Source organism: Paenibacillus sp. FSL R5-0713 (assembly GCF_037973325.1).
GTDB lineage: Bacteria > Bacillota > Bacilli > Paenibacillales > Paenibacillaceae > Paenibacillus.
Genome location: NZ_CP150229.1, coordinates 1057376 through 1083027 on the forward strand (window position 1 = coordinate 1057376; position 25652 = coordinate 1083027).

Sequence of the window (25652 nt, forward strand, 5' to 3'; positions counted from 1 at the left end):
ATGTCAGCTTTCAATCTTCAACTTTAGAAAACGGAGATTTGATTTTAAAGAATTCCTTATATGACATTGGTTTTCGGCCAATCAGACGTTCAAGATCTCCAGATGTTTCCGAGAATTCTCCAGTGTTGATTGCCCGCATCCAACCTAATAAGAAATCAGTCATATGAACAGGTAAGCCATTCGCTACCATAGTGTCTATATATTCGGTTTCGCTAATTGCCTCATAAGGGATATTGATTTCACTAATCTCCGAGAGGGCTGCAGCGATATCTTCGAAAGAGCTTCCCTCACTGCCGCTTAGAGTATATGACTTATTTTCGTGCCCGTTTTCGGTGAGAACGGCTACGTTGGCTGCCGCCAAATCATCCAGAGATGCAGCGGATACTTTACCGGAACCCTTTGGTACTCGCACACTTCCAAATTTAAGTGCATCTCCAGAGAACGAATTTATGACTTCAAGATACGGTGGATTCCGCAGGATTGTATAGTCTAATCCGGATGCTTTAAGCGTTTGTTCAGCGAATAAGTCTGACATCGTTACTTCGGGCAAAATTAGATTTGAATTTTCTTTTCGTATGATCGACGTGAAGATGACTTGCTTAACCCCAGCCTGCTTTGCAGCGCGATGACGTTGAAATGTTGTGTATTGCGATCGGTAAATGCTACGGCGGAAATGAGCATCACTTTTTCAACACCATCAAAAGCTTGTAGAAGAGAGTTATAATCAAAATAGTCGCCTTGATGGGCTTCCACACCTTCTTTAATCAATCTTGCCACTTTATCAGATTCCGGATTACGGACTAATATAGCCACCTGATTTGACGGAACTTTTTTGAGAAGAAGTTCTAGCGTTCTGCTTCCGAGATTACCTGTTGCTCCAGTAATAAGTATTTTCCCCATATTTACAACTCCTTTGAACGTCTATAAATACATGAAAATATTTTGTTTCACATGCTCATCTTGAAAACTTACCGTCTTACATTCGTCAGTGTACTACCCCATTCACCGACTGGTTCAAGCCAGCTTACGATTCTATCATCAATGAGGTTGGTAAGCGCACCTTCATACTCAGCACGATAAGGTTTAGTAAGTTCATCTTGAATCCAACTTTCTCTTGTTCCTTGCCAGATTTCATAGATCACCAGATCATCAGAATGATCAAGATCATCGGAGACGATCGCATTAACAAAAGTGGGTTCACTTTTGAAATGGCTAATCATCGCGAATAGATTGTCGCGGAAAGTTTCTTTCTTACCGGGCTTAATTTTGAAACGGATATTGAGAATGACTTGTTTGTTGGTTGTTGACATCGTTACACACTCCTCAATTCTTTTATTTTCTTTATATTACAAGGCTCATTATGTACCATGTAGCACTTTTAAAATAGTACGTACTTTTTGGTTATATAGTAACCAAAAAGTGATAATTGTGATGAATCAGATCATAAATTGATTTTGAAATTACTCTATTCTACATTTATTCTCTGATATTCATCCTTGCTCAATGTCTTCTCTGCATAATTCTGACCCCATTCACAAAGAGCTCGCAGAGTGGGTTCAAGTGACATACCCATTTCTGATATTGAATATTCCACTTTTGGTGGTACCTGATTGTACATTGTTCTTATAACTAGATTATCACCCTCCAACTCCCGTAATGACTGGACTAACATTTTCTGAGAAATGGTTGGCATGAGTCTTTTCAATTCACCGGTCCGTTTAGGACCTTTTAATAAATAATACAGAATAAGAGGTCTCCACTTTCCGCCAATGACATCCAAGGTAATTTCCAGATCACAATAAAAAGTTTTCAATTGAGAAACACCATCCCTCTTTTAGTTTCGATTATTATAGTACATGTGTTGATTCAATCAACCTTCCTACACAACACTCCTAATACTGAATAAACATAACTCATTTAAGCCTAAATGCAGTTCCATCGACCAAAGCTACCACAACCATGATAGCGTTTTTATTTCAACCCAATATTTTCTTGCCTAATTCGACATATTCGTTTACTATTTTCCCATACTTAGTGCTTCAAGCATGCGTTTTTTGGGTAGCGTCTAGTCAAAAAGGCTTGGGTTCACGGGAGAGGAAGAGGAGCGGATGATCGGTTTTTTTAGAAAACGTTTGGTTGTACGCATTGTTGCAGTCGTTACACTGGCCATGACGATTATAGCTGTTGGCAGCATGCTGTTACAGGTGGCCAATATGAAACTGGCTGCACAGGAGGCCATTTCGAGTTACAATATCCAAATTGCTCAGAGTTATGTGAATCAGCTGGATACAGCATCTTATGCCGAGTTTGCCAAGGATCCCAAAGAGAATGACGCATTCTTGAAGATTCGTGATGAACTGGATGATTTTCGTGTAAGGATTGGTGCAATGTATGTCTATTTCGTCAAAATAGATGACAAAGGTACCCCACTTATTATGGTGGACGGTATGAAGGATGCGGATAAAGCTTCACCGATTAATGAAGTCACGGATGTCCCTCAGGAGGCTGTCCAGAAGCTGTTGCAGGGGCAACCAGCCAGTTCTTCAATTATTAATAATGAGGATTATGGCAACTATATTTCCTCTTACGCTCCTATGCTCGATAGTAATGGCACTGTAACAGGTGTAATTGGTATCGATACGGCGGTATCGGTGATCGGAAACATTGAATCGGATATCATGAAATCCAGTATTCCCTTCTATGCCTTATTGCTACTAATTACCCTTATAGGTATTGCCGTTGTCATGACGTTTATCGTAAGGGGGCTGCGACCACTTCAACCGCTGAAGGCGAGTGTGGAAAAAATGGCGCAGGGTGAGCTTGCAGAAGCCAACCAAATTTTGACGTCTTATCGTCTGAAAAGCAAAGATGAGATTGGAACCACATATCAAGCAATGATACATATGTCCGGCAACTTGAACAAGATCGTGAGTAACATGGTTGAAGGCGTGGCAGTAACCACCAATATTTTATCGGAATCAACGAAGGAATTTAATCGCAGTACCGAAGAGATGATTGAGATGAGCAAGACGGTTGATCAGTCAGTCGAACAGATCAGGCAAGGGGCGCATACGCAGAAGCAGGGCGCAAGCGATAGTGCGAATGCGATGGAGGAGATTGCCAAAGGCATAACGGACATTTCCGAATCCTCCATGATCGTATCGGATGCAGCAACAAGTGCGCTTGCTACAGCAGAGTCCGGTAAACAGAGCATGACATTGATGAAAACACAGATGGAAAGCATCTCACATGTCTCAGGTGAAGTTGTAACGATGGTTCAGGTGCTGAACAACTATTCCCAGGAGATTGGTGGTGCCCTGCACACGGTTCGTGATTTTGCGAGTCAGACGAAGCTGCTTGCACTTAATGCATCCATTGAGGCAGCTCATGCAGGAGAACATGGCAAAGGTTTTGCGGTTGTGGCGGATGAAGTTCGCAAGCTGGCTGAGGCCTCAAGCACATCTATGGAACGGATCTCCGACTTGCTGCTTCGCATTCAACAAGAATCACAGCAGATTGGCTCACAGATGGGGGTTACCGCGCAGGAGATTGGACAAGGTGTTACGATTACCGCAGAGGCGGAGCAAGCTTTCGCCCATGTGGTTGATGCGTTCCAACTGGTGACTCATCGCATTCAAGAAGTCTCCGCTGCGGCAGAGGAAATCTCGGCAGGATCGGAAGAGGCCGCAGCCTCCGTCAATACGATCTCGCAGATCTCAGCCGGGGTCTCGGATCATTCGGATGAAATCTATCGCTTGATGCGTGAACAGTCGGCCATGTTCAACAGGGTGGCGCAGACTTCCACCATGCTGGAGCAGCAGACCAACGAGATGAGCGAAGCTGTGCGTAAAGTAAAAGTATAGTTTTTGTAGTTGGAGTATGCTGTAGCCATAGTTAACGTAAGAGGCAGCAGAAAAAAACCTGGTCTGTTGTATAGCCAGTGTAACGATGTAAGGCATAAAAAAGTGCTCCGTTCCTGGAGAAGTTGGTGTGTATCCCAAACTTCCTTCAGAGGCGTAGAGCACTTTTTGTTTTTCATATCACTTTGATAGATGATCCAGCTCTATCGCCTGTCTGAAGCGTCGGGCGAATCGTTCTGCGGCTACGGCGGCCTCTTTGGATTCCGTCTGCACGAAGCCAATTTGCATTTTGGGTTGATCGATTCCAGCGATCTCTACCATCTTCACCAGACCTTCCTTCCATAATGGATTTTGGTAAAAGGAAAAGTCGTGACCAATCGTGGCAGCAATATCGTTTCGTAACACCATGTTGATGGCTTCTGAATTATTTGTTTTGAACAAAATGGACAGGTATCCATGATCATAGGTGAATTCCCTGAGAAAGTCTTCGATGAAACCATCTCGATAGAGTGCAAGCTTGTGTTCTTTTAATTGATCTGGTGAAACACGGCTGTGCTTGGCAAGTTCAGACAGGTGATGAGTACCAATTACCAGCTTGCCCGAGTACATGGGACTGAAGTGAAGTCCATCGAATTCCCGCAATTGCTTGGCATAGATCGCGATAAAGCCCAGATGGGTTTTGTTATTCCGAATATCCTCGATAATTTCCATGGACCCTTTCTCTTCAATGGAGATGTTAAGTTGCGGGTGCTCACGCTTCATATCTGCAGCAGACTGGACAAGATAGGGCATGACACTTGGAAAAGTAGCCACATGAAGCTCACCGCTAAGAGAGGAGGCTTCTGCGTTCAGAGATTTCAATTCATCAATCCGCTGTAAAATGTCCAGTGCCTTGGCTATGAATTGTTTGCCTTCGGGCGTGGGATGAGTTCCCTGCCGCGAGCGTTCGAACAGGATGATCCCCATTTCTTTCTCCAGACGATGAACCGATTGGCTGATCGCCGATTGTGTGACATGCAGATGCTCCGAGGCGGCGGAGAAGGATTGGGTTTTCGCAATTTCAACGACATATTCGAGCTGTTCCAGATTCATGAGTTCATCTCCGTTTAGCATTAATACAACTAATGTTAACATTAGTATCTATAAATATGAATAATACATGAACAGCGATATAATATATAGACAATCATATAAAGGGGATGAACTTCATGAAAGCAGCAGTATGGTATGCCCATAAAGATGTGCGTGTTGAAGATCGCGAGGTTCCGGTTGCTCAAGCAGGACAAGTCAAAATCAAAGTGGAATATGCGGGGATCTGCGGCAGTGACTTGCATGCTTATCATCATGGTGTGGGCATTCAAGAAGGCGAGAATCATCCGCTCTCAGGACAGAAAGCACCGCTCACATTGGGTCATGAATTTGCAGGAACCGTGAGTGAATTGGGTAGTAATGTAAGCGGTATCAGTGTGGGGCAGCGAGTTGTGGTAGAGCCATTGTACCACTGTGGAAAATGCGAATACTGTATCCAGGGGCGTTATAACCAGTGTACTCAATTTGGATTCGTTGGACTGAATGGTGATGGTGGTTTTGCGGAGTATGTTGTTGTTGAATCCTATATGGTACATCCCATCCCGGATAACGTAACCTTCGAAGAAGGTGCCCTCGTAGAGCCTACGGCAGTAGCATTTCATGCGGTTCGACACAGCAAATTGAAAGTGGGGAATAAGGTAGCCGTGTACGGAGCCGGTCCAATTGGATTATTGACCATTCTGTCTGCCAAAGCAGCAGGCGCTTCTGAAATCTATGCAGTCGATGTATTTGAGGAACGTTTGGACTTGGCAGCCAAGCTGGGAGCTGTTCCGGTGAATAGTGCCAAAGTTAATGCAACCGAAGTGATTTTGCAACAATCGGGTGGCATCGATGTGGCTTATGAAGCAGCGGGAGTGCAACCAACCATGGACAGTGCCGTTGCGGTTGTCAAAAAAGGTGGAGAAGTTGTTGTGATCGCGGCGATTCCAAATCCGCTCCAAGTGAACTTCTTCGATCTTCTGGTGAAGGAAGCGAATCTGACAGCAACGCTGGCCTATCGTCACATTTTCCCTGAAGTAATCTCATTGATTGCGGAAGGGTCGCTTGATGTGAAACAGGTCATCACCAAAAAAATTAAACTGGACGACATCGTAGAGGAAGGGCTGGAGCTGTTGATGAGCGACAAGAGCCATGCGAAGATTTTGGTGGAGATCGGCGGCTAAAGACTTTTCGCTAACTTCTCACTAACAAGGATAGATTTTCATATCAACGTAATTGAAGTATAAATTTTAGATCGCGAAAAAGGCCGTTCATCCGCATGAATGGTCTTTTTCGCTTTATTCAAGTAGAACAGTGAGCTTTCACTAGCTACTCATTATGAATCAATTCCGCTGATCGCGGTTCGTTAAGCTAATACCCAAAACTAGGAATCATAGCGGTAGCAAATCGCCTTACCCCCGCTACTCTCGGAGCTAAATTCCTTATCCTCATAGAATCCAAAACGCTCATATAAACGGATGGCATTCACCATCTGACCGCCCGTATATAAATACACCGTATTTTTGCCCATGTCTTTGGCAGATTCCACACACTGCTGGAGCAATGCTCTGGCGATCCCATGACCTCTCCATTTTGGATCAACACCTAACAGCCGAATAAACGGATAATCGATTGGCAATTCAAAGTCTGGATAAGCCTTGCGCGCTGTTTCGAACAATTGGACTGTACCGACAATCTGATCATCAATCTTGGCGATCCATAATTGTGTCAGGTACGGATTAACCACGGACTCTCTAATGTCTTTTAAGTAGGCCTCCCAGCGTTCATTTTGCTCAAAAGTCTCCCGATACTCGGCATAACTTGCAATAAGGATATCTACAATCTCTGGATGGTCCGTTTCTGTGGCGGGATGAATCGTAACGGCAGCCGTTGTCATCTTTTAATTCCTCTTCTCTTATGGGTTAAGTATGATATAGAGTTTTCTTGCATTTTACCATAACGGATTCCATCCGATTCATTCAAATTTTCTATAGTTCACTCAGTCATTTCTATAGGTCAAAGCATATCAGCGATTGAGCTGTGTGGAATACAGATGATTGCGATATTCGGTTGGCGTATTGCCTTCGTATTGTTTGAACATGCGCAGGAACAGCTTGTAATCGGAGAATCCGCACTGTCCGGCGATTTCTTTTACACTGGCATTGGTATTGAGCAGCAGTTGTTTCGCCCGGCGAATACGTTCGGTGAGGATATAGGTTTTGAGCCCGGTACCTTTCTCGCGTTTCACCATTTTGGAGATATAGTCTTTGTTAAAATTAAAATTCTCTGCAATCTGACTCACCGTAATGTTTGTATGCAGATGAATATCGACCCACTTGCAGATATGGTCCACAATCGCATTGTGCGGGCGATAATCGGCCTCTATATTACGCTCCAGTTCTCTGAACAACAATAGTAGTGCAGCGTCGGCTTCCTCCGGTGAGAAGGATGACACATGCAGCAGCTGCTTGAATAACTGATTGGCCATGGAAGGTACCTGGATGGTGGCATGTGTCCTGAATTGGTTGAATTCTGGCTGGATGGCATCATAGTGAACCCAGTAGAAGCTGACGGGTGTGTCACTGACCTGATAGCCATAGTGGGTGCGACCCGCGCGCAGAAACAACAGATCGTTGGCACGAACTACGTACTTTTCGTCGTCCTCCGCGATGTACATCTCACCTTCCAGCATCAAAATGATCTCGTGAACAGGCATGCTGCGTCTCATGTGGCTCCAGTTGCCGTCGGATATGAACTTGCCGCAAAGGTAATGTTTCAGTGGCTTTTGCATAGGACGGATTTATCCACCTTTTCTTGGATTATGAGTCTGATGTTATTACATTTTATTTGATAACATGGGGTTATTCAAGCAGTGGGGTGGATTGTTGAGTATAGGACATATGGAACGGAACACGGATTTTACCCCTCTGGATGTATCAATGAAAATACAAGTGCATATCTGTCTAGTACATACCGTGAAGGAGTGAGTGTCATGATTGATACGAAAAAAGGATTTCTGGGACCGGAACATGTAGAGCTGTTACATGGTGTGTTCCAAACATCACAAGAGGTGGGAGAGCGTTACCTGTTATCGCTGGATATGGATCGGTTCCTGGCTCCATGCTTCGAGGCTCATGGTTTACCTGCCCGAAAAGAACGCTACGCGGGTTGGGAGGCACGTACCATCAGCGGACATTCCCTTGGACATTATCTGTCTGCCCTGGCTGTGACGTATCAGGCAACCGGGAATATGACGTTAAAAGAAAGACTGGTTTATGCTGTCACCGAACTGGCGAGAATCCAAGAGACCACGGGGAGCGGGTATATCGGTGGTTTGTCCGAAGAACCTTTCCACATGGCTTTTCGAGCAGAGAATATCGGTGGATTCAATATCGGTGAATACTGGGTTCCCTGGTACAGTGTGCACAAAATCTATCGCGGTCTGATTGATGCGTATAAACTCACTGGTAACGGACAGGCACTTGAGGTGGTTACTCGATTTGCAGACTGGGCGGTAGAAGGTTTACTCCCGATGACAGAAGAACAGATGCAGACGATGCTTCTAAGTGAACACGGGGGCATGAATGAAGTATTTGCACATTTGTATGGGATCACGGGCAAGGCCTTATACCTTGAGATTGCCAATAAGTTTACCCATCAATTGATCCTGAGACCTTTGGAGCAGAAGCAGGACGATCTTCAAGGCAGACACGCCAATACTCAGATTCCCAAAGTGATCGGTGCTGCTGAAATCTATAATCAGGACCATAGCCATGAGAGTTATAAGACAGCGGCAGAATTTTTCTGGAACACGACAGTGCATCATCGTTCTTACGTATTTGGCGCGACGAGCATTTCGGAGCATTACGAAGCGAAGGGCATGGAGAGTCTGGGCATCAAAACAGGAGAGAGCTGTTGTACCCACAACATGATGCATTTGACCAAACAACTCTTCGCCTGGAATCACGATAGCGCCTACATGGACTATTATGAAAACGCCATCTATAATCACATCCTCGGCACGCAGGACCCCGATACGGGGAACAAAACGTATTTTGCCTCAACACTGCAAGGGCACTACAAAATCTATGGAACTCACGATACCGCCTGGTGGTGCTGCACAGGATCAGGCATGGAGAACCCGGGCAAATATGCCGAGGCGATCTATTTCGAAGACGAGCAAGACCTTTACGTCAACCTGTATATCGCTTCCCAGCTGGACTGGAACGCTCAGGGAATATCCCTGAAGCTTGAAACCGACTTTCCTTATTCGGAAAAGGTAACCCTGACGATCACCGGCGGCAGCGCCTCGGCTCATCTAAGATTACGCGTGCCCTCATGGCTGCAACAGCCAATGACGGCAACAGTTAACGGGGATACGGAACATCCGTATACACGGATGGAACCCGGCTATCTGTCCATCGACCGCACATGGTCTGCGGGCGATGTCATCACAATCACCCTGCCGATGTCGCTTCGCCAGTACACTGCCCGGGATGATGCGCACAAAGTAGCCTTTCTGTACGGCCCGATTGTGCTCGCCGGTGCACTGGGAAGCGAGGGTCTTCCAGAAGACACAATTGTGGACGAAACAGCATTGAATCCCAAGACCGCACCTGTACCTGTGATCTGGACGGAGCAGGAGGATGTACAAGAGTGGATCAAGGTCGTAGATGCAGACACGTTAACATTTGAACTTAGCAAAGATGTCACTTCCACGGGCGAAGCCGTGAAGCTTATTCCGTTCTATGATGTGCATCATGAATTTTATACTGTGTATTGGCCGTTTAACGATGAAGGTGATGCGCTCGAAAAAGAGTTGAACGATATCACGATCGACAGGGTTCAGGCGGATGGTCAACAGGATGAGATTGGACATCAACTGGATAGCAACTGCCGTGGGGAGCATTACAACGGTTCAACTACAGATGGCCGTAAGAAGTTGCATATGTGGCGAGAGGCTTTTGGCATCAGTGGAGCTTACTTCAGCTACCAACTGGCGGTGGATCGCGCCGCAACCAATTATCTATGTGTGGCCTATTGGGGTGGAGATTATTCCACATTTGAACGGGAAGGTATGTCGTATGAGAGACAATTCACCATTACCGTGGATGGCACACGCATTGGAGAGCAGCGAATTCATATGAACAAAATCGGCGACGTATTCTATGTGACCTATAATATTCCTGAGTCCGTTACATCAGGTAAAGACAGCGTTAAGGTCATGTTCCAGGCGGAGGGCGACAATGGCTGTGCCGGGAAAGTTGTCGAGGTACGCACTACGCGAAGCAAACCCGAATCTCTCTTTGCATGATAAGAGGCATGGTGTGAAAAGGCGCAAACACAATGTTATAATGATAATAAATTACGGTTAGTTGGGAAGAGGAGGTTGGAAGTGTGGCAAAACCCGATAATAAAGGTACGTATAACTTTCAGGATTGGTTAACTTGGGAGGGGGCATGGGAATTAATTAACGGCAAAGCTTTTAATATGTCTCCAGCACCCACTTCATTGCACCAGTTTATTGTGGGTGAGCTGCACTTCTCTTTGCGGACTTTTTTTCAGAATCGGAAATGTTTCGTGTTTGTTGCCCCTTTTGATGTGTATTTTAGCGAGAATGAACAATATGACCTGCCAGATCAAGTTGTACAGCCTGATTTATCGGTGGTTTGCTCCAAAGACCAGATATCTAAGAATGGCTGTCACGGTGCACCTTCTTTAATTATCGAGGTGTTATCGCCTTCGACTGCGCTAAAGGATTTTAATGAAAAATTTAACTTGTATCAGAAATACGGCGTGAACGAATACTGGATTGTTGACCCCGGGAATCAAACCGTCCATGTGTACACGTTGGAGGATGGCAGTTATCAGACCCGTCATCTGTATACTGAGCAGGAAACGATGATATCTGTCTTGTATCCTGAATTGCACATTCCGCTGGATTCGTTGTTCAAGCTAAGGTAATGCGAAGCGTCAACCTGTCCGCTACAGAGGAAGCAATAGGGTAGCCGTTTTCTAATGCTAACGAACCCTACACGCCTTAATTGAGCAAATTGGATGAGGTGGAAAATGTAACGAATCTCAGCGACGCTACTTCATCTGAAATAGGCGATAAACAACGTTTTTACACCTAATACACGAACATAACGTGTCTCAGGTTCGTTACATTTTCAGATGAGCTGACATGCACCCAATAACGTTACCTCAGTTCGTTAGCTATAGATAACCCAACCTTAAACGAAGAAACAACGCATAAGGCGAAATCGGATGATCTCCGTTTCGTCTTTTTTTATGCATCAGTAGTGTTTGTAGTTCTAACATGTTGTGTGAGTGTTCTTGTGACCCCTGTTTTGCATTGCTTATTTTTCAGACAAGTCTTATATAAAAAATGACACGCATAGCCATTTTCCACGTATTACCTGATAACATTTCTTATCCACAATCTGCTGTCTTGTAAAACTCACTTTGTACGGATTGACCACAACATTTCCTGCCAAGTTCCACGTTGTCCCTGAAAATATGAAATGGGATAAGCCCAAACCACGTATATTATGAGTATCCCAATATCCAATGTTATCCACCTGAGAGCGTTAACATCATGTACAATAGAAAAAGTGGAACAGGAAAATAACGACATATAGCTTCAATATATAACATGAAAGGAGGTCGGATGATTGAACATGATTAAGTACATACAATTCATGGGATTAATCCTTGTTGTTGTTGCTGTGAATGTTCTGGCATTCTCACCCGGCTTTATCGGGCTGAATTTCGGGGAGGGTGCATTTACAACTTCGCTATCCGTTACCCTGTTGTTCGGCAGTGCAATGGCACTCTTATATGGCAGTTACACCATGCTGTTCAGACAGCCGGTGGTTCTGCCCGTGAAGCATATCGAAACACATGAAGATTATGTGGAAGCTTTATCTTTTTATAGACGCATCAAAGTACTCGAAGAAGATATTACGCTGGGGCTGTCTCAACTTAGCCGGATGAAAAAGAAGAAAGAAACACTTCTGAATGTGCTTCATCAGCGGTTTGATCAGGGGGAACTAAGCTACAAAAAATTCGCATCAGTCACGATGGAAGTGGAGAAGCTGTTATACCTGAATATCCGCAGTGTACTGAATCGGTTGAATGTATTCGATGAAGCCGACTATGCCAACATGATGAAATCCAAATCCTCAAACCTTCCCCAGAAACTTTTTCAGGAAAAAACCAAGGTATACAACGATTATCTGTCTTATGTGAAGAATGCATTACACACCAATGAGGAAATTTTGCTCAAGCTGGATCAGTTGTTACTTGAGATTTCACGCCTCGACAGCTTTGAAGCAGGAGATATTGAACAGATGCCTTGTATGCAGGAGATTGATCAGTTAATCAAGCACACCAAATTATACAGACAGTGAGGGGTTGCTCGTATGGCCAAGAAGGGAAAGTTTTTTTTCATATCGATTGTAATGCTGGTACTCGTATTCGGTCTGGTCTATGCAGGAATAACATTAACATCGAACTTTGGCAAGTCGACCACACAGGTGAGCACAGAGAATGCAGGTAAGGAACTGGGCAAACTGTACGCAAACATTGCACCAGCGACGGCAGAACCGGTCAAAGGACAGATTGATCTCGATCCGGTCGACGTAGCAGAATCGCTGCCGGATATCTCCAAATTCGCAATTGCCGTAGAGAATACAACGAATGATTACGTAGAAATCTTCTCTTCCACAGAGAAGTCAGGCAGCGGGGTAGATGGCTGGTTAACTGAAGTGGGCGAGGAATTCAACAAAGCAAAAATTACCGTTGGCGGGAAACAGGTATCCGTCAAAATCCGCAACATTGCCTCCGGAACGGCTACCGATTATATCAAGTCGGGCAAGTATATACCTGATGCATTCACGCCTTCTAATGAACTGTGGGGCGAGATGGTTGAGGCCAGTGGGGTGAAAACAGAGATGGTTTCCAAGCGATTGGTTGGGAATGTCCCTGGTATTGTCATTTCCAAAGCCAAGTATGATGCACTGGTTGATACTTACGGCTCCGTGAATGTAAAAACCGTAACCGAAGCGATTGCCAACAATGAACTCGCGATGGGATATACCGATCCATTTGCCAGCTCCACAGGACTGAACTTCCTGGTGACTGCTCTGAATACGTATGATAGCGCCAATCCGCTGGGCGAGAAGGCGATTGAGGGATTTGAGAAATTCCAGACGAATGTACCGTTTACAGCCTCGACAACCATTCAGATGCGGGAAGCTGCCAAGTCAGGCCGACTGGATGCCTTTGTACTCGAATACCAGACATATGTGAATACTGCCGATCTGAAGAGTGGTTACGTCTTTACACCTTTTGGCGTGAGACATGACAGTCCGCTGTATGCATTGGGACAATTGCCGAAGAACAAACAGGAGATTATCCAAAAGTTTGCGGAATTTGTAACCCAGGCGAAGTATCAACAATCAGCGGAAGAGTTTGGTTTCAACGGGTTGCAGGATTACAAATCCGAACTGGCCACCGTGGATGGCGGCACGTTGTTGTCTGCACAGAAAGTATGGAAAGAAAAGAAAAACGGTAGCAAACCGATTGCCGCTGTGTTCGTGACGGATGTATCCGGAAGCATGGACGGCGAACCGCTTAACCGACTGAAGGAGTCCCTGCGCAAAGGTCAGAAGTACCTGGGTACAGACAACAGTATTGGCTTGGTTTCATACTCCAGTGGGGTAACCGTGAATCTGCCCATTGCCAAGTATGATACGAACCAACAGTCCATGTTTGTCGGAACAGTGGATAGTCTGCAAGCTGGCGGAGGGACGGCGACGTTTGACGGGATCGTGGTAGCGATGAAGATGTTGGAAGATTACATGGTTGCTAATCCAAACGTGAAGCCGTTAATCTTTGTCCTGAGTGATGGCGAGACCAATGAAGGTCATACCCTGAAGGATATTCGGGATCTGGTCGAGACGTACAAAGTGCCAATCTATACGATTGGGTACAACGCAGACATCAAGGCTTTGGAGAGCATCTCCAGTATTAACGAAGCGGCAAGTATCAATGCCGATACCGACGATGTCGTGTACAAGATCGGTAACCTGTTTAACGTACAGATGTAATCTAAAGGGGGAACTATAGATGTCATTTTCAATGGAAATACCAAGCCAAAAGGAAATTCAGAAGGTGATTGAAGAAGAGGTGAAACCCGTGCCCGCTGAGGTCGCGGAGCTTCAACAAGTGGCGAATGCCAACGTAGAGATGATCATGACACTGGATCTCGAATCCCTGGAGAAGCGCAAAGAGATTCTGCAATCCATTGACGGCTTTGGCATGAACACGATGAGATCCTCTTCCGAGAAAAACGCCTTGCTTCAAGTCTCCGTTGGACATCTGTCCAAGACGGGAGACGAAGGCGGTCAGGTCGCCAAAGGTTTGACCGAGCTGCATATGCAACTGAAGGATCTCGACCCGAGCGTGGTCGACTTTGCCAAGACCGGTTTCCTCGGGAAATTGTTCAATCCGCTTCGCGCCTATTTCCTGAAATATCAGAAGGCTGATGCAGTCATTGCTGACATCGTAACCTCTTTGGATAAAGGCAGGTCCACACTCCGGAACGATAATACAACCCTGGAGATTGAGCAACAGAACCTGAGAGAACTCACCAAGCGTCTACAAAAGGAAATTCAGCTTGGCGTGCTCATGGATGAGTCCATCGACGCGCAGATTGAAGCCGCCAAGGTCCGCAATGAGGACCCCGAGAAAGTCCGTTTTATTACGGAAGAAGTGTTGTTCCCGCTTCGTCAGCGGGTCATGGATCTGCAGCAAATGCTGGTCGTGAACCAGCAGGGCATCATGGCGATTGAAGTGGTCATCCGTAACAACAAGGAGCTAATCAGAGGGGTAGACCGGGCCAAGAATGTAACAATCTCGGCACTGAAAATTGCCGTTACGGTAGCGAGTGCTTTGTATAATCAGAAGATTGTATTGCAGAAGATTGAATTGCTGAACCAGACAACCAATGATCTGATTGCGGGTACATCCAAAATGCTCAAGGATCAGGGGATTGCCATCCAGAAGCAGGCGTATGAAGCCAGCATCTCCGTGGATACGATGAAACAGGCATTCACCGATGTGTTGTCTGCACTCGATTCGATTAGTCTTTATAAGCAGGAAGCCCTGCCAAGAATGCGCGAGACGATTAACCAGTTCCGTGAACTTGCGGATACCGGGGAGCAGCAGATTCAGCGGTTGGAGAAAGGGCAGAAGTTGGGGCTGTAGGTCAGAAGATGAAAATTGGGATTTTAACGAATTTGAGTGTTGTCCTTATTTCTATAATTAGAAAAAGCGACTGTTCTCCATTAAGCATGGGGAATGGTCGCTTTTTGGGCTTCTATGAACCGATTAATGAACATGGACAACTTAGAAATCTTCGCCTATCTGGAAAGTCTGTTGCAAATATCGTTAAATTAATCAATCATTTTTCGGAACTTTAATTTTGCTGGATTGGGGAGCTGAACGAATTTGAAGCACCTTGTTGCCGATAATTTATTTATTCTTTACCAATCGTTCTACATATGCTATATTGTTGACGTAGCAGAAATAGAAGGATACAAGGACGAGCGTGCAGATGATTAGTATCTTGTATTCACTGTGAGTTATGTTATTTTTGATAATTCAAGAATGATTATTCTTAAATAATCAATACTTTAGGAGGTACACGAAAGAAATCAAAAGCAGACGAAGCGGCAATCAAATTACAGGCTGAAGGAGTTCAATCTATTGGAGTACAACTCGAAGTTAGGAATGCTGAACACATTACGACTAGCCGTTATTTCGCCTGATGACCAAGCATGGGTTACTCAAGATTGGTATCCTAGATCAATTGAGAGGTATGAGTACAATAGAAGAGAGATCAATGAAAGCAGTATAAAACTCGTACTAATTTAAACCATGTTATGTACAAATAACCTTGGAAGAACAGATGTAATACCTTAATTTTTAAAGGTAATTAACCTAATTGGATATATAATTGGAGGCTTAATATATGAACTGGTATTATTTAATCGCTTCAATTCTCATGTTTGTAGTTGGACTTGTTCACTCTATATTAGGTGAGGTTCAGGTATTCCGACGAATGAGAGAAAATGGATTTATACCGACAAACGGTGGAAATGTGCTCAGCGAATCTTTTGTTCGTATTATTTGGTCTAGCTGGCATGCGCTGACGGCATTTGGATGGGGCATGTCTTTAATTTTACTCTGGCTTGCGCGGAACTCATCCCTCAACGAAGCATTCGTATTACTTGGAAATTATATTGCAATTTCAATGTTCATAGGTTCAATTCTCATATGTATCGGTACGAAGGCGAAGCATCCCGCTTGGATCGGTTTATTGGGAGTAGCAATTATCGTATTTTACGGTGGTATTGCATAATAATCTAATAACTCACTAAAGGGAGTCAACCTAATGTTTTAAACGGATGTCGAAGAGGACAATAATATATTTTCAATCATTTATTATATATAGGTGTCTACCATTCATCCGCCATGTTTGGCGGATTTTTTGTGTTAAGCTATAAACTTCATTACGATATCGACTACGACTTTAATGATTCCATAGGTTTGTAAGGGCTAGGACAAAAGTGAAATTCTTAACGACTACGATCAAGCGAGTACATTGAAAATATGCTTGCCATTCCAGTACTCAACTAGTTAGACTCCCAAATATTATAGGACGTTGCCAAACGCTCAAATTCGTTTAGCTGACCTTCTATGTATCTCTCCGACCCCATAATCCTGAGTTATTACATCTTCCAACTGTTACCGCAACGGATGATTGAGAATCTCAATATAATCGATATTGAATTAAAACAAGAGAGTATCATCATTTAACACGGCGAGCGCTCTCCCGTTACATTGTGAAAGCGCTCGCCGTGTTAAATTTTTTTTTAATTAACTACCGTATTACCAAGGCAGCTCTGTGTCCATATGAAAGAACTTGCCTGTGGGTCCGTCCGAAGGCAACGTGGCAAGTATTACACTTGTCTTACCGCCATCTTCAAGATCCATATCAGCGTATTTTCCGCCCAGTGGAGTCTTCACCCAACCAGGGTGAGCAGAATTTACTTTGATTGGTGTATCTTTCAGCTCATGTGCAAGATGGGTCGTAAAGGTATTCATTGCTGCCTTCGAGGCATTGTAAGCAAGAAGCTTGACATCATAACTTGGAGCAGCAGGATCGGAATGGAGTGTATTCGATCCAAGCGCACTGGATACATTAACAATTCTTCCAGCTGGTGCTTTGCGAATCAACGGCAGCAGTAGCTGTGTTAACTCAATCATACTGAAGAAATTGGCATCGAAGGTTTCACGCATAATGGCCGGCGAAACGGTACTTGTTTCATTAATTGGTGCAAGATCTTCAATCTCTATCTGTATCCCAGCATTATTTATCAATATATCAAGCTTACCGTACCGCTGTTCAAAAAAATTGTAAGCTGCTTGATGGTCTTCGGCTAGATTGACGTCCAATTTGATATTCTCTGCTTGAATTCCCTCCGAACGAAGTGTATTCGCAGCAACCTTTCCTTTCTCCAAATCACGTGACCCAATAACGACCGTGGCGCCAAGATTACCTAATTGACGTGCCGTTTCCAATCCAATGCCACGATTTCCTCCAGTTACCAAAGCAACTTTACCGTCCATGTTTATAGTCATTTTTAAACTCTCCTTTGAGATTTATTTTTTATACAGTCCTCTGACTGTAGCTCTGATGAAATTATGATTGATATCACACTAAAATTAATGCCTCTTTCGTCTTGAATTAAGAATGATCATTCTAATTATGTTAAAAAAACAGCCTTGACGCTAGAATAAGTCCATTGCCTTATCTAATACCACGTTGAATTCAAACTTCGTGCTTCTCGCCATGATTATTCACACGCCTTTTGCTGTCCCACCTCCTGTCGCAAATTCATATTATCATATTGAGAACGATCGGTAAAGTATCGTTTTTATGATTACTTTTCTTGCAGTTTTGATCCAGAGCGCTAATAAAACAACCGCCTCTTGTACACTAATGTGTGAAGAGGCGGTTGTTTGTTTGGTATAGATAATGCAATATAGCTCAATTGGATTTAGCTTACCTTCACATCATGTATCTTGAAAATGAGAAGCTTCTCCAAGACATCCGCACAACCTGGACAAACGCATTATTGGTCAACAGAGCAGGACGTTCGATTGATGATATTAGTGTAGATATTGATAATGGTACAGCTGATTTGGTACCCGTTGGTGTATGGTCATTGGCTAATCCGGGGACACGACTCAGAAGTTGTAGCGGTACTATAACTACCTTCATGATCCTTAGAATGATATATATGAAACTAATAATTTTATATTTTCTAGTTGCCGAAGGGGAACGTAAGACAAATACTCAGTTATGTATGAATATACAAATTGAGTTTGTTCATTTTCTCACTAATTATGACAACGCACTGGTCATTTTCAAAATCACTCTCAATAATCACTCTATAGGAAAGTTTGGCGATTTGAATGTTCAGTCTCTTAACACGACATTGTCAGGCTTGTAATGAATGATCTTAAATAACTCCTCGGCCATGTAGGCGGGGCTATGCTTGAAATCCTGTCTGATCCACTCCATGATCATGCCAAATATCGCATGAGATTGGTAACTTGCCAGAAGTTCAGGGTTAATGTGCTGTGGGAAGATGTGGTTCAGATCCTGTAAGGCGAGATCCCGAAGAACATCACAGATCATGCGCTGAAAGTTGGAGGAAGCCTCGGACTGTACAACCAGTGTGTAGAATTGTGCATGCTGGTGCACATGTTCAAATATCGTTATGGCCGAAGAGGGCATCAGACCAACCTCGAACTCTTTCAACCCTTGATAGGGTTTGCGAAAAGAAGTCACCAGATCCTGAATCACATCATTGATGATCTCATTGAACAGGTCTTCCTTGTACTGATAATGTCTGTAAAATGTACCTCGATTCAAATCGGCACGCTCGACAATATCTGTAATCGATATTTCCTTAAAGGGATGTTTTTGCATCAAATGGATGAGTGCATCCTTCAGCGCAGCTTTTGATTTCTTGATTCTTCGGTCCATCGAATTCGGAGTTTCAGACATCTATTTTCCTCCTCACTACATAATTTGAATTAAAGCATATTTACACTGACCACTTCGATGACAGAACAACCTTCCGATCGCTGTTATCCCCAGATTTTTTTGATTCCTTTTATAAATGGTAAATCCGGGGATAAAGGCGAATAGCATATGCTTCCGAAGTAGCTTTCTTTCAGAAAGCTTTTAGCTTGCGCTTCTTCAGGTTATTTCTGTCCTCTCCGTTTCGTGTAAATGTTTAGTTCAATTTCTATAGTTCACTTTAATAGTTAAAGTACATTCGGAATGATAAGTGTTGTTTAACGTACAACTGGACAAGCTTTTACTGATTGAAGTGAAACGCTATGACTTATTATACTAAGGATAAGAGTTAATGAACATTTGTTTGTTAACTTATTGTAAACGAATATACAAAGGGGGATACATGGAATGAAACTTCAAGATAAAGTGGCAGTTGTTACAGGTGCTGGTTCAGGTATGGGGAAAGCGATCGCCACGTTGTACGCCCAAGAGGGTGCGAAAGTAGTCGTATCGGATATTAACGAGGAATCCGCACAAGCGGTAGTGAATGATATTAAGGCACAGGGCGGAGAAGCGATTGTGGTTCTGGCCAATGTAGCCAAAGAAGAAGATGTGCAGAATCTGATTGATACAACGGTGAGCACTTATGGTACAGTAGATATTTTGATTAACAATGCGGGCATTATGGATGGCATGGAGCCGGCAGCGGATATAACGGATGAGAAGTGGGAGAGATTGTTCGCAGTGAACACAACCAGTGTGATGCGGACAACACGGAAAGTATTGCCGATCTTCCTGGAAAAACAAAAAGGCGTCATCGTGAATATTGCTTCGGCAGGTGGATTGCACGGCGGACGTGCAGGAGCAGCCTATACGGCTTCCAAACATGCGGTCGTGGGCTTCACCAAAAATACAGGGTATATGTATGCTGAGCAAGGCATTCGTTGTAATGCGATCGCCCCAGGTGCCGTGGCAACCAACATCAGCGCATCCATGGCTGGCATTAGCCCATACGGTGCAGGACGGCAACAGCTGGGCATGGCAATCAACCCACGCATCGGGACGAGTGAAGAGATCGCCAAGGTGGCCTTGTTCCTTGGGTCGGACGAGTCCAGCTTCGTGAACGGAACCGTCGTTACAGCTGATGCAGGTTGGAGTTCCTATTAATCCATTCAAGCGCAGTCGAGCATGGAGTACCGAAATAGTGCGAACAGTCAGGAAGCCGCATAACCATATGCGGCTTCTTTTTTGTGTTACTCCGAGAACGGTGGATCACAGCGCCATATCCCGTATAGGACAAACGTTTGCATTTCTACACGGATGCTTGAAATGAATCAATTTAACGGTGGTTTTGGTTTGGAAAAGAGTGAGGATTCACGCACAATCAGACGATGGGGAATAATGACCGGATTATGAGGCTGTGGCTCCCCGCTTAGAATTTTCAACAAGACCTGTACGGCTGTATAGCCCAGCTGATAGGTTCCAATGTCTATAGAGCTTAAGGGTGGTGAAGCCAGCTCCGATAAAGCAATATTGTTAAAACTGACCACGCTGATATCCTCAGGCACCAGATAATGAAGCTCGGCAAGAGCTCTCAATACCCCAAAGGCTACATTGTCATCAATGACAACGATTGCGGTGGGTCTGTTCGGCAAGGACATGAACAGCGACATCGCCCTGAATCCACTTTCCTGTAGAAATTCACCTTCCACAATCCAGTCACTATCGGCATCCAGCCCGGCTTGGGCAAGCGCTTTTTGGTATCCTAGCATGCGATCATGCGATAACGTAATGTCCGGTGGGCCGCTGACAAATCCGATTCGCGTATGCCCTTGGGCGATCAGATGATGTGTCGCATCATAAGCAGTCTGTACATTATCGTTATCCACCATGGGGGCATTGGGATGAGCTTCGCTGCGACCGATTAACACAAAAGGAAACTTTTCCGCTTCCAAAAATGAAATGATGGGATCGTCTCGTTTGGACCCAAGCAACAGAATGCCATCCACTCTGCGACCATGAACAAGACGGGAGATCGCGTGCAGTTCATTGTCTGATGAAGTTTCAGTGGTTAGCAGCAATTCATAATTCATACGGGTGGCATGTGTAATAATACCCCGCAGCAGTTCCCCGAAAAAGTAATTCTGAAACAACTCTTCAGCAGGACGCGGAAGCATAATGCCAAGGGTATGGGTCGTCTTGGAAACCAGGCTCTTCGCCATGATGTTGGGATGGTAGTTTAATTCTTTCATGATTTGCTTCACTTTGAGAGACGTCTTGGTGCTGATTCTGGGATGGTTGGAAATCACTCGTGACACTGTAGAAGGGGAAACACCCGCCAATTTGGCAATATCCTTGATCGTAATCATGTAAAAAATCCCTTCTGAACAATCGTATAAATATTCTCCTATGGTAATCCAAAGGATACGATAAATCAATTGCTAACTGCCACATATGGGTTGCACAGGAAGTAAAATAAAGGAAGAAAGAGTCTGAACAAGAAAATAGGAAATTACTGTAGGTAGAAGAGGTAAATTGGTTAAAATTGAGCAAATATGGCTTGTGCAAACGTTTGTGCAAAGAAAGTTAGGTATTGTATGATGTGATTGTTATTGTAGCGCTTACATCTATGAATTTACATACTTCTTGACTTATTTCCCCCTACATATTGAACGAAGGAGTCATCTTGTCTTCCATTTGAGCAAACGTTTGTACAAATGTGAACATGGAATGCAAAACCTGACAACATACGCAGACAAAAGGGTGAAAAGCGCGAACATTGTTGGACCAAGCAGAGGGAAGGGGACATTTTACATGAGAAAATGGCAAGGGGCAACATTGTCCGTCATGATGGCTTTCACACTGGCTGCATGCGGGGCTGGAGGCGGAAGTCCATCTCCAACTACGGCAGGTGAAAATCCGGAGGAAGTGGTAGAGCTGACAGCCGAGAATCTTCAACCGGAAGAAGGGGCAACCCTGGTGATCTGGGAGGACAAAAATCAAAGCAGTTTTATTGAGCAAAGAGCCAAAAAATTCGAAGAGAAGTACGGGGTAACGGTCAAAATGGAGGAGCTACCTCCAACCGATCAGGTCACCAAACTAACGACGGATGGCCCGGCGGGTCTCGCGGCAGATGTTGTCGTTTTCCCACATGATAAGATTGGTAGCGCTTCAGAGGCGGGACTTATTCTGCCCAATGACATATTCGAAGCAGAGACCGCAGAGAACACCAGCGACAACGCACTGAAGGCGGTAACGTTCAAGGATATCCTGTACGGCTATCCGTACAGCGTGGAGACGTATGCTCTCTTTTACAACAAAGCATTGTATCCAGAAGCTCCGAAAAACTTTGATGAGATTATCAGCTTCGCCAAGACGTTCAATAACGTGAAATCCAATCAATATGCGTTGATGTGGGAATTGCAGCAATTTTACTATAACTATGCATTCCTGGCTTCACAGGGCGGTTATATTTTTGGGGACAACGGGATGGATAGCGCGGATCTCGGTCTGAATAACGAAGGAGCCCTGAAGGGTGGGCAGTTCTTGCAGAAGCTGAAGTCGGAAGTACTGCCGCTCAAGATGGGTGACGTGAACTATGATATCAAAAAAGGATTATTCTCCAGCGGCAAGCTGGCTATGGATATTAACGGTCCGTGGACCATTGCCGATTATCGCAATGCCGGTATTGATTTTGGCGTTGCTCCGCTTCCGGCAATTGATGGCAAACCGATGACCTCCTTCTCAGGTGTTAAAGCCTATTATGTAAATGCATTTACACAATACCCGAATGCATCGAAGCTTTTGGCAGCGTTCCTTTCCAATGAAGAAGCTCAGATGGAGAACTTTGATCTAAACGGTACACTCCCTGCGAACAAAAACGTGGCTGCTGATTCGAAGGTGCAGGAGGACCCAATCAATAAGGCGTTCTTGGAACAGTTCAACAACTCTACACCAATGCCTTCCCTTCCTGCCATGGACAGCGTATGGGGACCAATCACGTCTGCGATTACGGATATATGGGATACCGATAAGGACGTGAAGGCATCGCTGGACAATGCCGTGAAACAGATCCAGGAAAGCCTTGCTACCGTCCAATAGGGACGAACGACGAATCCGAAGATATGCATAAGAATTGTATAGATTGAACTTCATATTTACACAAAAACGGAGAGGTACAGTGTAAGCACACTTTGTTCAATGTATACACGTTAGCAATAGGCGGGGAGGAGAGAGCAAATGCAGCAGCAGCATGTCCCGGTGCCCGTTGGACCGAACAGGGAAAGACAACACCGGATGACAGCGGCTATATGTTCCATCATACTGCAAGGTCTTGGACAGCTGTACAATCGACAGTGGATTAAGGGAATTTGTCTGTTGTTACTGGAGGGAGCAGGGCTTGCGTACCTGCTTCCTCGTCTGTCACAGGCTGTATGGGGCATATGGACACTGGGGGAAAATACACAGCGTTTTGTCAAAGTGAATGGGTCCACCGTACTTCAAAGGGGAGACCATTCCATCTTTTTACTGTTGGATGGCATTATCGTACTACTGGTGTTTTTTGTGTTTATTCTGATCTACATCCTGAATATTCGGGATGCATACGTCACGGGAGTCGCCAGGGAAGAAGGGAAGAAGACCCTGGGCGCAGGGGCTTCGCTTCGAAACATGATGGACAAAAACTTTCCCTACCTGTTTCTGTCCATTCCGGCACTGGGCATTCTGTTTTTCACCGTTATGCCGATTCTGTTTACGATCACGATTGCATTTACCAACTACTCAGCCCCGGATCATATTCCGCCAGCCAAACTCGTGGACTGGGTTGGCTTCAAGACGTTCAGTGATCTGATTCAGTTGAAATCCTGGAGCCAGACCTTCTATGGCGTACTGACCTGGACGGTCATCTGGGCCATTCTGGCGACAGTCACCACCTATTTTGGCGGTGTGCTTGTGGCACTGTTGATAGAACAGCGGGGCATACGCTTCAAGAAGCTATGGCGCACGATTTTTATTTTGCCTTATGCGATCCCGCAGATCATTTCTTTGCTGCTCATGCGTAATCTGTTCAATGGCCAGTTCGGACCAATCAATACGTACATGCGAGCGTTTGGGCTGGAGGGATTACCTTGGCTGACAGATCCGTTCTGGGCGAAAGTCACCGTCATTGTTGTCAACATGTGGATCGGTATTCCCGTCAGTATGGTGCTTATTCTGGGTGTATTGACGGCCATCCCTCGTGATCTCTACGAGGCTGCCGAAGTGGATGGAGCATCCGCATTTCAGAAATTCCGAATTATTACGATGCCGTTCATTCTTTTTGCTACAACACCGGTACTCATCATGCAGTTCGCCGGAAACTTCAACAACTTCAATGTCATCTTCCTGCTGACGAACGGAAATCCGCTACGCGGAGATTATCAGTACGCGGGGGCGACGGACCTCTTGGTAACCTGGCTCTACAAGCTCACGCTCGACAATAACAAATTCAACATGGCTTCAGCGGTAGGGATTATTATCTTCCTCATCATCGCTTCATTCTCCATCTGGAACTTCCGCCGCTCCAAATCATTCAAGGAGGAGGACATGATTCAATGAAGACACGTAATAATCCGCTGCGTCTGGCCCTGAGTTATGTGTTATTGGTGATTATCGCCGTTGTCTCCATCTATCCGGTACTCTGGATCTTTCTTTCTTCCCTGAGACCCGGTGCGGCATTGTTCAGTGAGCGGTTATGGCCCGAAGCTTTCACGCTTACCCATTACGGTGAACTGTTCAATAACCCGTCCTTTATGTACGGCAGATGGTATATGAATACATTAAAAATCGCCTTTTTCACAATGATTTTCTCCACGTTGATGGTGACACTCGGGATGTACGCACTGTCCCGCTTCCGCTTCCGTGGACGTAAAACCATTCTCTCCACCATGCTGATTCTTGGCATGTTCCCAAGCTTTATGAGCATGATTGCGATCTATATCATTTTGCTGCAAGTTAAATTGCTCGACACCCACGCTGCGCTCATCCTGGTCTATTCATCCGGAGCAGTACTGGGTGGATTTATCGTCAAAGGTTTCTTTGATACGATTCCTCGCAGTCTGGACGAAGCTGCTCGCATGGATGGTGCCAGTCACCTGCGGGTATTTACCAGCATCATCCTGCCCTTATCCAAGCCGATGCTAACCTATGTGGCACTAACCAGTTTTACCGGTGCGTGGATGGACTTTATCTTCGCCCGGCTGGTATTGCGGACGAAGGAAAATTGGACGCTGGCGGTGGGCATGTGGGATCTGGTCAACCGTTATCAGGACAGTAACTTTACGATGTTTGCTGCGGGGGCGGTACTGATCGCCATTCCAATTACCCTGCTGTTTGTATTCCTCCAGCGATTCCTTGTTCAAGGGCTGACAGCAGGTGCTTCCAAAGGGTAATGCCGTGCCATAATAGCATAGTCAGCCGCGGTAAATACGGCACTTCAACCAGGCACTTCCGTAATGTCATGTCTTTGTCGACTGACAGAACTGCGGAAGTGCCTGGTTCTATATGGGCTCGAATCTTGATTAGGG

General features: G+C 44.9%; 22 protein-coding genes. 12 read left to right on the forward strand and 10 right to left on the reverse strand.

Going from position 1 to position 25652, the window contains the following annotated elements:
• Nucleotides 1–10 precede the first annotated feature (10 nt).
• The 4 genes from MKZ12_RS04710 to MKZ12_RS04725 all read right to left on the reverse strand — a co-directional run bounded on the left by MKZ12_RS04710 (nt 11) and on the right by MKZ12_RS04725 (nt 1813).
• Complete coding sequence (locus tag MKZ12_RS04710; protein WP_339259012.1) at nt 11–535, reverse strand: hypothetical protein; 525 nt, start codon at nt 533–535, stop codon at nt 11–13.
• A 17-nt stretch (nt 536–552) separates the two neighbouring features.
• A complete protein-coding gene (locus MKZ12_RS04715; RefSeq protein WP_339259013.1) occupies nt 553–900 on the reverse strand; it encodes an NmrA family NAD(P)-binding protein in 348 nt (115 codons plus the stop codon).
• Nucleotides 901–968: 68 nt separating this feature from the next.
• The gene (locus tag MKZ12_RS04720) at nt 969–1310 is read right to left on the reverse strand and encodes an antibiotic biosynthesis monooxygenase (protein WP_339239821.1); all 342 of its coding nucleotides are present in this window, start codon (nt 1308–1310) and stop codon (nt 969–971) included.
• Between the two features lie 155 nt (nt 1311–1465).
• Entirely contained in the window at nt 1466–1813 is a 348-nt protein-coding gene (locus MKZ12_RS04725) for a helix-turn-helix domain-containing protein (protein ID WP_339239823.1), read from the reverse strand.
• Between the two features lie 295 nt (nt 1814–2108).
• On the opposite strand from MKZ12_RS04725, the gene MKZ12_RS04730 reads away from it, so the two are divergent.
• The gene (locus tag MKZ12_RS04730; RefSeq protein ID WP_339239825.1) at nt 2109–3863 is read left to right on the forward strand and encodes a HAMP domain-containing methyl-accepting chemotaxis protein; all 1755 of its coding nucleotides are present in this window, start codon (nt 2109–2111) and stop codon (nt 3861–3863) included.
• Nucleotides 3864–4040: 177 nt separating this feature from the next.
• Here MKZ12_RS04730 and MKZ12_RS04735 read toward each other — a convergent pair whose 3' ends face one another.
• Complete coding sequence (locus MKZ12_RS04735; protein WP_339259015.1) at nt 4041–4952, reverse strand: LysR family transcriptional regulator; 912 nt, start codon at nt 4950–4952, stop codon at nt 4041–4043.
• A gap of 116 nt (nt 4953–5068) precedes the next feature.
• On the opposite strand from MKZ12_RS04735, the gene MKZ12_RS04740 reads away from it, so the two are divergent.
• Nucleotides 5069–6112 (forward strand): 2,3-butanediol dehydrogenase, encoded by a 1044-nt coding sequence (locus tag MKZ12_RS04740; RefSeq protein WP_339259017.1) that lies wholly within the window; start codon nt 5069–5071, stop codon nt 6110–6112.
• 200 nt (nt 6113–6312) lie between these two features.
• Here MKZ12_RS04740 and MKZ12_RS04745 read toward each other — a convergent pair whose 3' ends face one another.
• Nucleotides 6313–6825, reverse strand: a complete 513-nt coding sequence (locus tag MKZ12_RS04745) for a GNAT family N-acetyltransferase (RefSeq protein ID WP_339259019.1) — start codon at nt 6823–6825, stop codon at nt 6313–6315.
• A 129-nt stretch (nt 6826–6954) separates the two neighbouring features.
• Entirely contained in the window at nt 6955–7719 is a 765-nt protein-coding gene (locus tag MKZ12_RS04750; RefSeq protein WP_339259021.1) for an AraC family transcriptional regulator, read from the reverse strand.
• A 201-nt stretch (nt 7720–7920) separates the two neighbouring features.
• Here MKZ12_RS04750 and MKZ12_RS04755 point away from each other — a divergent pair, with 201 nt between their 5' ends.
• The 6 genes from MKZ12_RS04755 (at nt 7921) to MKZ12_RS04780 (ending at nt 16356) form a co-directional block, all read left to right on the forward strand.
• A complete protein-coding gene (locus tag MKZ12_RS04755) occupies nt 7921–10242 on the forward strand; it encodes a beta-L-arabinofuranosidase domain-containing protein (RefSeq protein WP_339259023.1) in 2322 nt (773 codons plus the stop codon).
• 83 nt (nt 10243–10325) lie between these two features.
• Nucleotides 10326–10892: a Uma2 family endonuclease gene (locus tag MKZ12_RS04760; RefSeq protein ID WP_339239834.1), complete on the forward strand. Its 567-nt coding sequence runs from the start codon at nt 10326–10328 to the stop codon at nt 10890–10892.
• A gap of 716 nt (nt 10893–11608) precedes the next feature.
• Nucleotides 11609–12340 carry a hypothetical protein gene (locus tag MKZ12_RS04765; protein WP_339261312.1) on the forward strand — a complete coding sequence of 244 codons (732 nt, stop codon included), beginning with the start codon at nt 11609–11611 and terminating at the stop codon, nt 12338–12340.
• A 12-nt stretch (nt 12341–12352) separates the two neighbouring features.
• A complete protein-coding gene (locus MKZ12_RS04770; RefSeq protein ID WP_339259024.1) occupies nt 12353–14041 on the forward strand; it encodes a VWA domain-containing protein in 1689 nt (562 codons plus the stop codon).
• Nucleotides 14042–14060: 19 nt separating this feature from the next.
• Nucleotides 14061–15200 carry a toxic anion resistance protein gene (locus tag MKZ12_RS04775; protein WP_017690481.1) on the forward strand — a complete coding sequence of 380 codons (1140 nt, stop codon included), beginning with the start codon at nt 14061–14063 and terminating at the stop codon, nt 15198–15200.
• A 766-nt stretch (nt 15201–15966) separates the two neighbouring features.
• On the forward strand, nt 15967–16356 hold the full coding sequence (locus MKZ12_RS04780) for a hypothetical protein (protein WP_339259025.1): 390 nt from the start codon (nt 15967–15969) through the stop codon (nt 16354–16356).
• A 530-nt stretch (nt 16357–16886) separates the two neighbouring features.
• On the opposite strand, the gene MKZ12_RS04785 is transcribed toward MKZ12_RS04780, so the two are convergent.
• Nucleotides 16887–17639, reverse strand: coding sequence for an SDR family oxidoreductase (locus tag MKZ12_RS04785; RefSeq protein WP_339259026.1), 753 nt, complete (start codon nt 17637–17639; stop codon nt 16887–16889).
• An 841-nt stretch (nt 17640–18480) separates the two neighbouring features.
• The gene (locus tag MKZ12_RS04790) at nt 18481–19074 is read right to left on the reverse strand and encodes a TetR/AcrR family transcriptional regulator (RefSeq protein WP_339259027.1); all 594 of its coding nucleotides are present in this window, start codon (nt 19072–19074) and stop codon (nt 18481–18483) included.
• Between the two features lie 423 nt (nt 19075–19497).
• Here MKZ12_RS04790 and MKZ12_RS04795 point away from each other — a divergent pair, with 423 nt between their 5' ends.
• A complete protein-coding gene (locus MKZ12_RS04795) occupies nt 19498–20256 on the forward strand; it encodes an SDR family oxidoreductase (protein WP_074093664.1) in 759 nt (252 codons plus the stop codon).
• Between the two features lie 167 nt (nt 20257–20423).
• Here MKZ12_RS04795 and MKZ12_RS04800 read toward each other — a convergent pair whose 3' ends face one another.
• Nucleotides 20424–21458 carry a LacI family DNA-binding transcriptional regulator gene (locus tag MKZ12_RS04800; protein ID WP_339239846.1) on the reverse strand — a complete coding sequence of 345 codons (1035 nt, stop codon included), beginning with the start codon at nt 21456–21458 and terminating at the stop codon, nt 20424–20426.
• A 445-nt stretch (nt 21459–21903) separates the two neighbouring features.
• On the opposite strand from MKZ12_RS04800, the gene MKZ12_RS04805 reads away from it, so the two are divergent.
• The 3 genes from MKZ12_RS04805 to MKZ12_RS04815 all read left to right on the forward strand — a co-directional run bounded on the left by MKZ12_RS04805 (nt 21904) and on the right by MKZ12_RS04815 (nt 25517).
• Complete coding sequence (locus MKZ12_RS04805) at nt 21904–23190, forward strand: maltose ABC transporter substrate-binding protein (RefSeq protein WP_339239847.1); 1287 nt, start codon at nt 21904–21906, stop codon at nt 23188–23190.
• A 138-nt stretch (nt 23191–23328) separates the two neighbouring features.
• On the forward strand, nt 23329–24684 hold the full coding sequence (locus tag MKZ12_RS04810) for an ABC transporter permease subunit (RefSeq protein ID WP_339239848.1): 1356 nt from the start codon (nt 23329–23331) through the stop codon (nt 24682–24684).
• On the forward strand, nt 24681–25517 hold the full coding sequence (locus MKZ12_RS04815) for a sugar ABC transporter permease (RefSeq protein WP_339259029.1): 837 nt from the start codon (nt 24681–24683) through the stop codon (nt 25515–25517). The genes MKZ12_RS04810 and MKZ12_RS04815 overlap by 4 nt, the downstream gene beginning before the upstream one ends.
• The last annotated feature ends 135 nt before the right edge of the window (nt 25518–25652 follow it).

Bases quoted from the DNA above. Each gene is read 5' to 3' on its own strand.
- MKZ12_RS04710 (WP_339259012.1), bottom strand. From the start codon at position 535: ATGTCAGACTTATTCGCTGAACAAACGCTTAAAGCATCCGGATTAGAC.
- MKZ12_RS04775 (WP_017690481.1), top strand. From the start codon at position 14,061: ATGTCATTTTCAATGGAAATACCAAGCCAAAAGGAAATTCAGAAGGTG.
- MKZ12_RS04785 (WP_339259026.1), bottom strand. From the start codon at position 17,639: ATGACTATAAACATGGACGGTAAAGTTGCTTTGGTAACTGGAGGAAAT.
- MKZ12_RS04805 (WP_339239847.1), top strand. From the start codon at position 21,904: ATGAGAAAATGGCAAGGGGCAACATTGTCCGTCATGATGGCTTTCACA.
- MKZ12_RS04745 (WP_339259019.1), bottom strand. From the start codon at position 6,825: ATGACAACGGCTGCCGTTACGATTCATCCCGCCACAGAAACGGACCAT.
- MKZ12_RS04730 (WP_339239825.1), top strand. From the start codon at position 2,109: ATGATCGGTTTTTTTAGAAAACGTTTGGTTGTACGCATTGTTGCAGTC.
- MKZ12_RS04800 (WP_339239846.1), bottom strand. From the start codon at position 21,458: ATGATTACGATCAAGGATATTGCCAAATTGGCGGGTGTTTCCCCTTCT.
- MKZ12_RS04815 (WP_339259029.1), top strand. From the start codon at position 24,681: ATGAAGACACGTAATAATCCGCTGCGTCTGGCCCTGAGTTATGTGTTA.
- MKZ12_RS04755 (WP_339259023.1), top strand. From the start codon at position 7,921: ATGATTGATACGAAAAAAGGATTTCTGGGACCGGAACATGTAGAGCTG.
- MKZ12_RS04715 (WP_339259013.1), bottom strand. From the start codon at position 900: ATGGGGAAAATACTTATTACTGGAGCAACAGGTAATCTCGGAAGCAGA.
- MKZ12_RS04770 (WP_339259024.1), top strand. From the start codon at position 12,353: ATGGCCAAGAAGGGAAAGTTTTTTTTCATATCGATTGTAATGCTGGTA.
- MKZ12_RS04720 (WP_339239821.1), bottom strand. From the start codon at position 1,310: ATGTCAACAACCAACAAACAAGTCATTCTCAATATCCGTTTCAAAATT.
- MKZ12_RS04795 (WP_074093664.1), top strand. From the start codon at position 19,498: ATGAAACTTCAAGATAAAGTGGCAGTTGTTACAGGTGCTGGTTCAGGT.
- MKZ12_RS04765 (WP_339261312.1), top strand. From the start codon at position 11,609: ATGATTAAGTACATACAATTCATGGGATTAATCCTTGTTGTTGTTGCT.
- MKZ12_RS04790 (WP_339259027.1), bottom strand. From the start codon at position 19,074: ATGTCTGAAACTCCGAATTCGATGGACCGAAGAATCAAGAAATCAAAA.
- MKZ12_RS04810 (WP_339239848.1), top strand. From the start codon at position 23,329: ATGCAGCAGCAGCATGTCCCGGTGCCCGTTGGACCGAACAGGGAAAGA.
- MKZ12_RS04750 (WP_339259021.1), bottom strand. From the start codon at position 7,719: ATGCAAAAGCCACTGAAACATTACCTTTGCGGCAAGTTCATATCCGAC.
- MKZ12_RS04735 (WP_339259015.1), bottom strand. From the start codon at position 4,952: ATGAATCTGGAACAGCTCGAATATGTCGTTGAAATTGCGAAAACCCAA.
- MKZ12_RS04780 (WP_339259025.1), top strand. From the start codon at position 15,967: ATGAACTGGTATTATTTAATCGCTTCAATTCTCATGTTTGTAGTTGGA.
- MKZ12_RS04740 (WP_339259017.1), top strand. From the start codon at position 5,069: ATGAAAGCAGCAGTATGGTATGCCCATAAAGATGTGCGTGTTGAAGAT.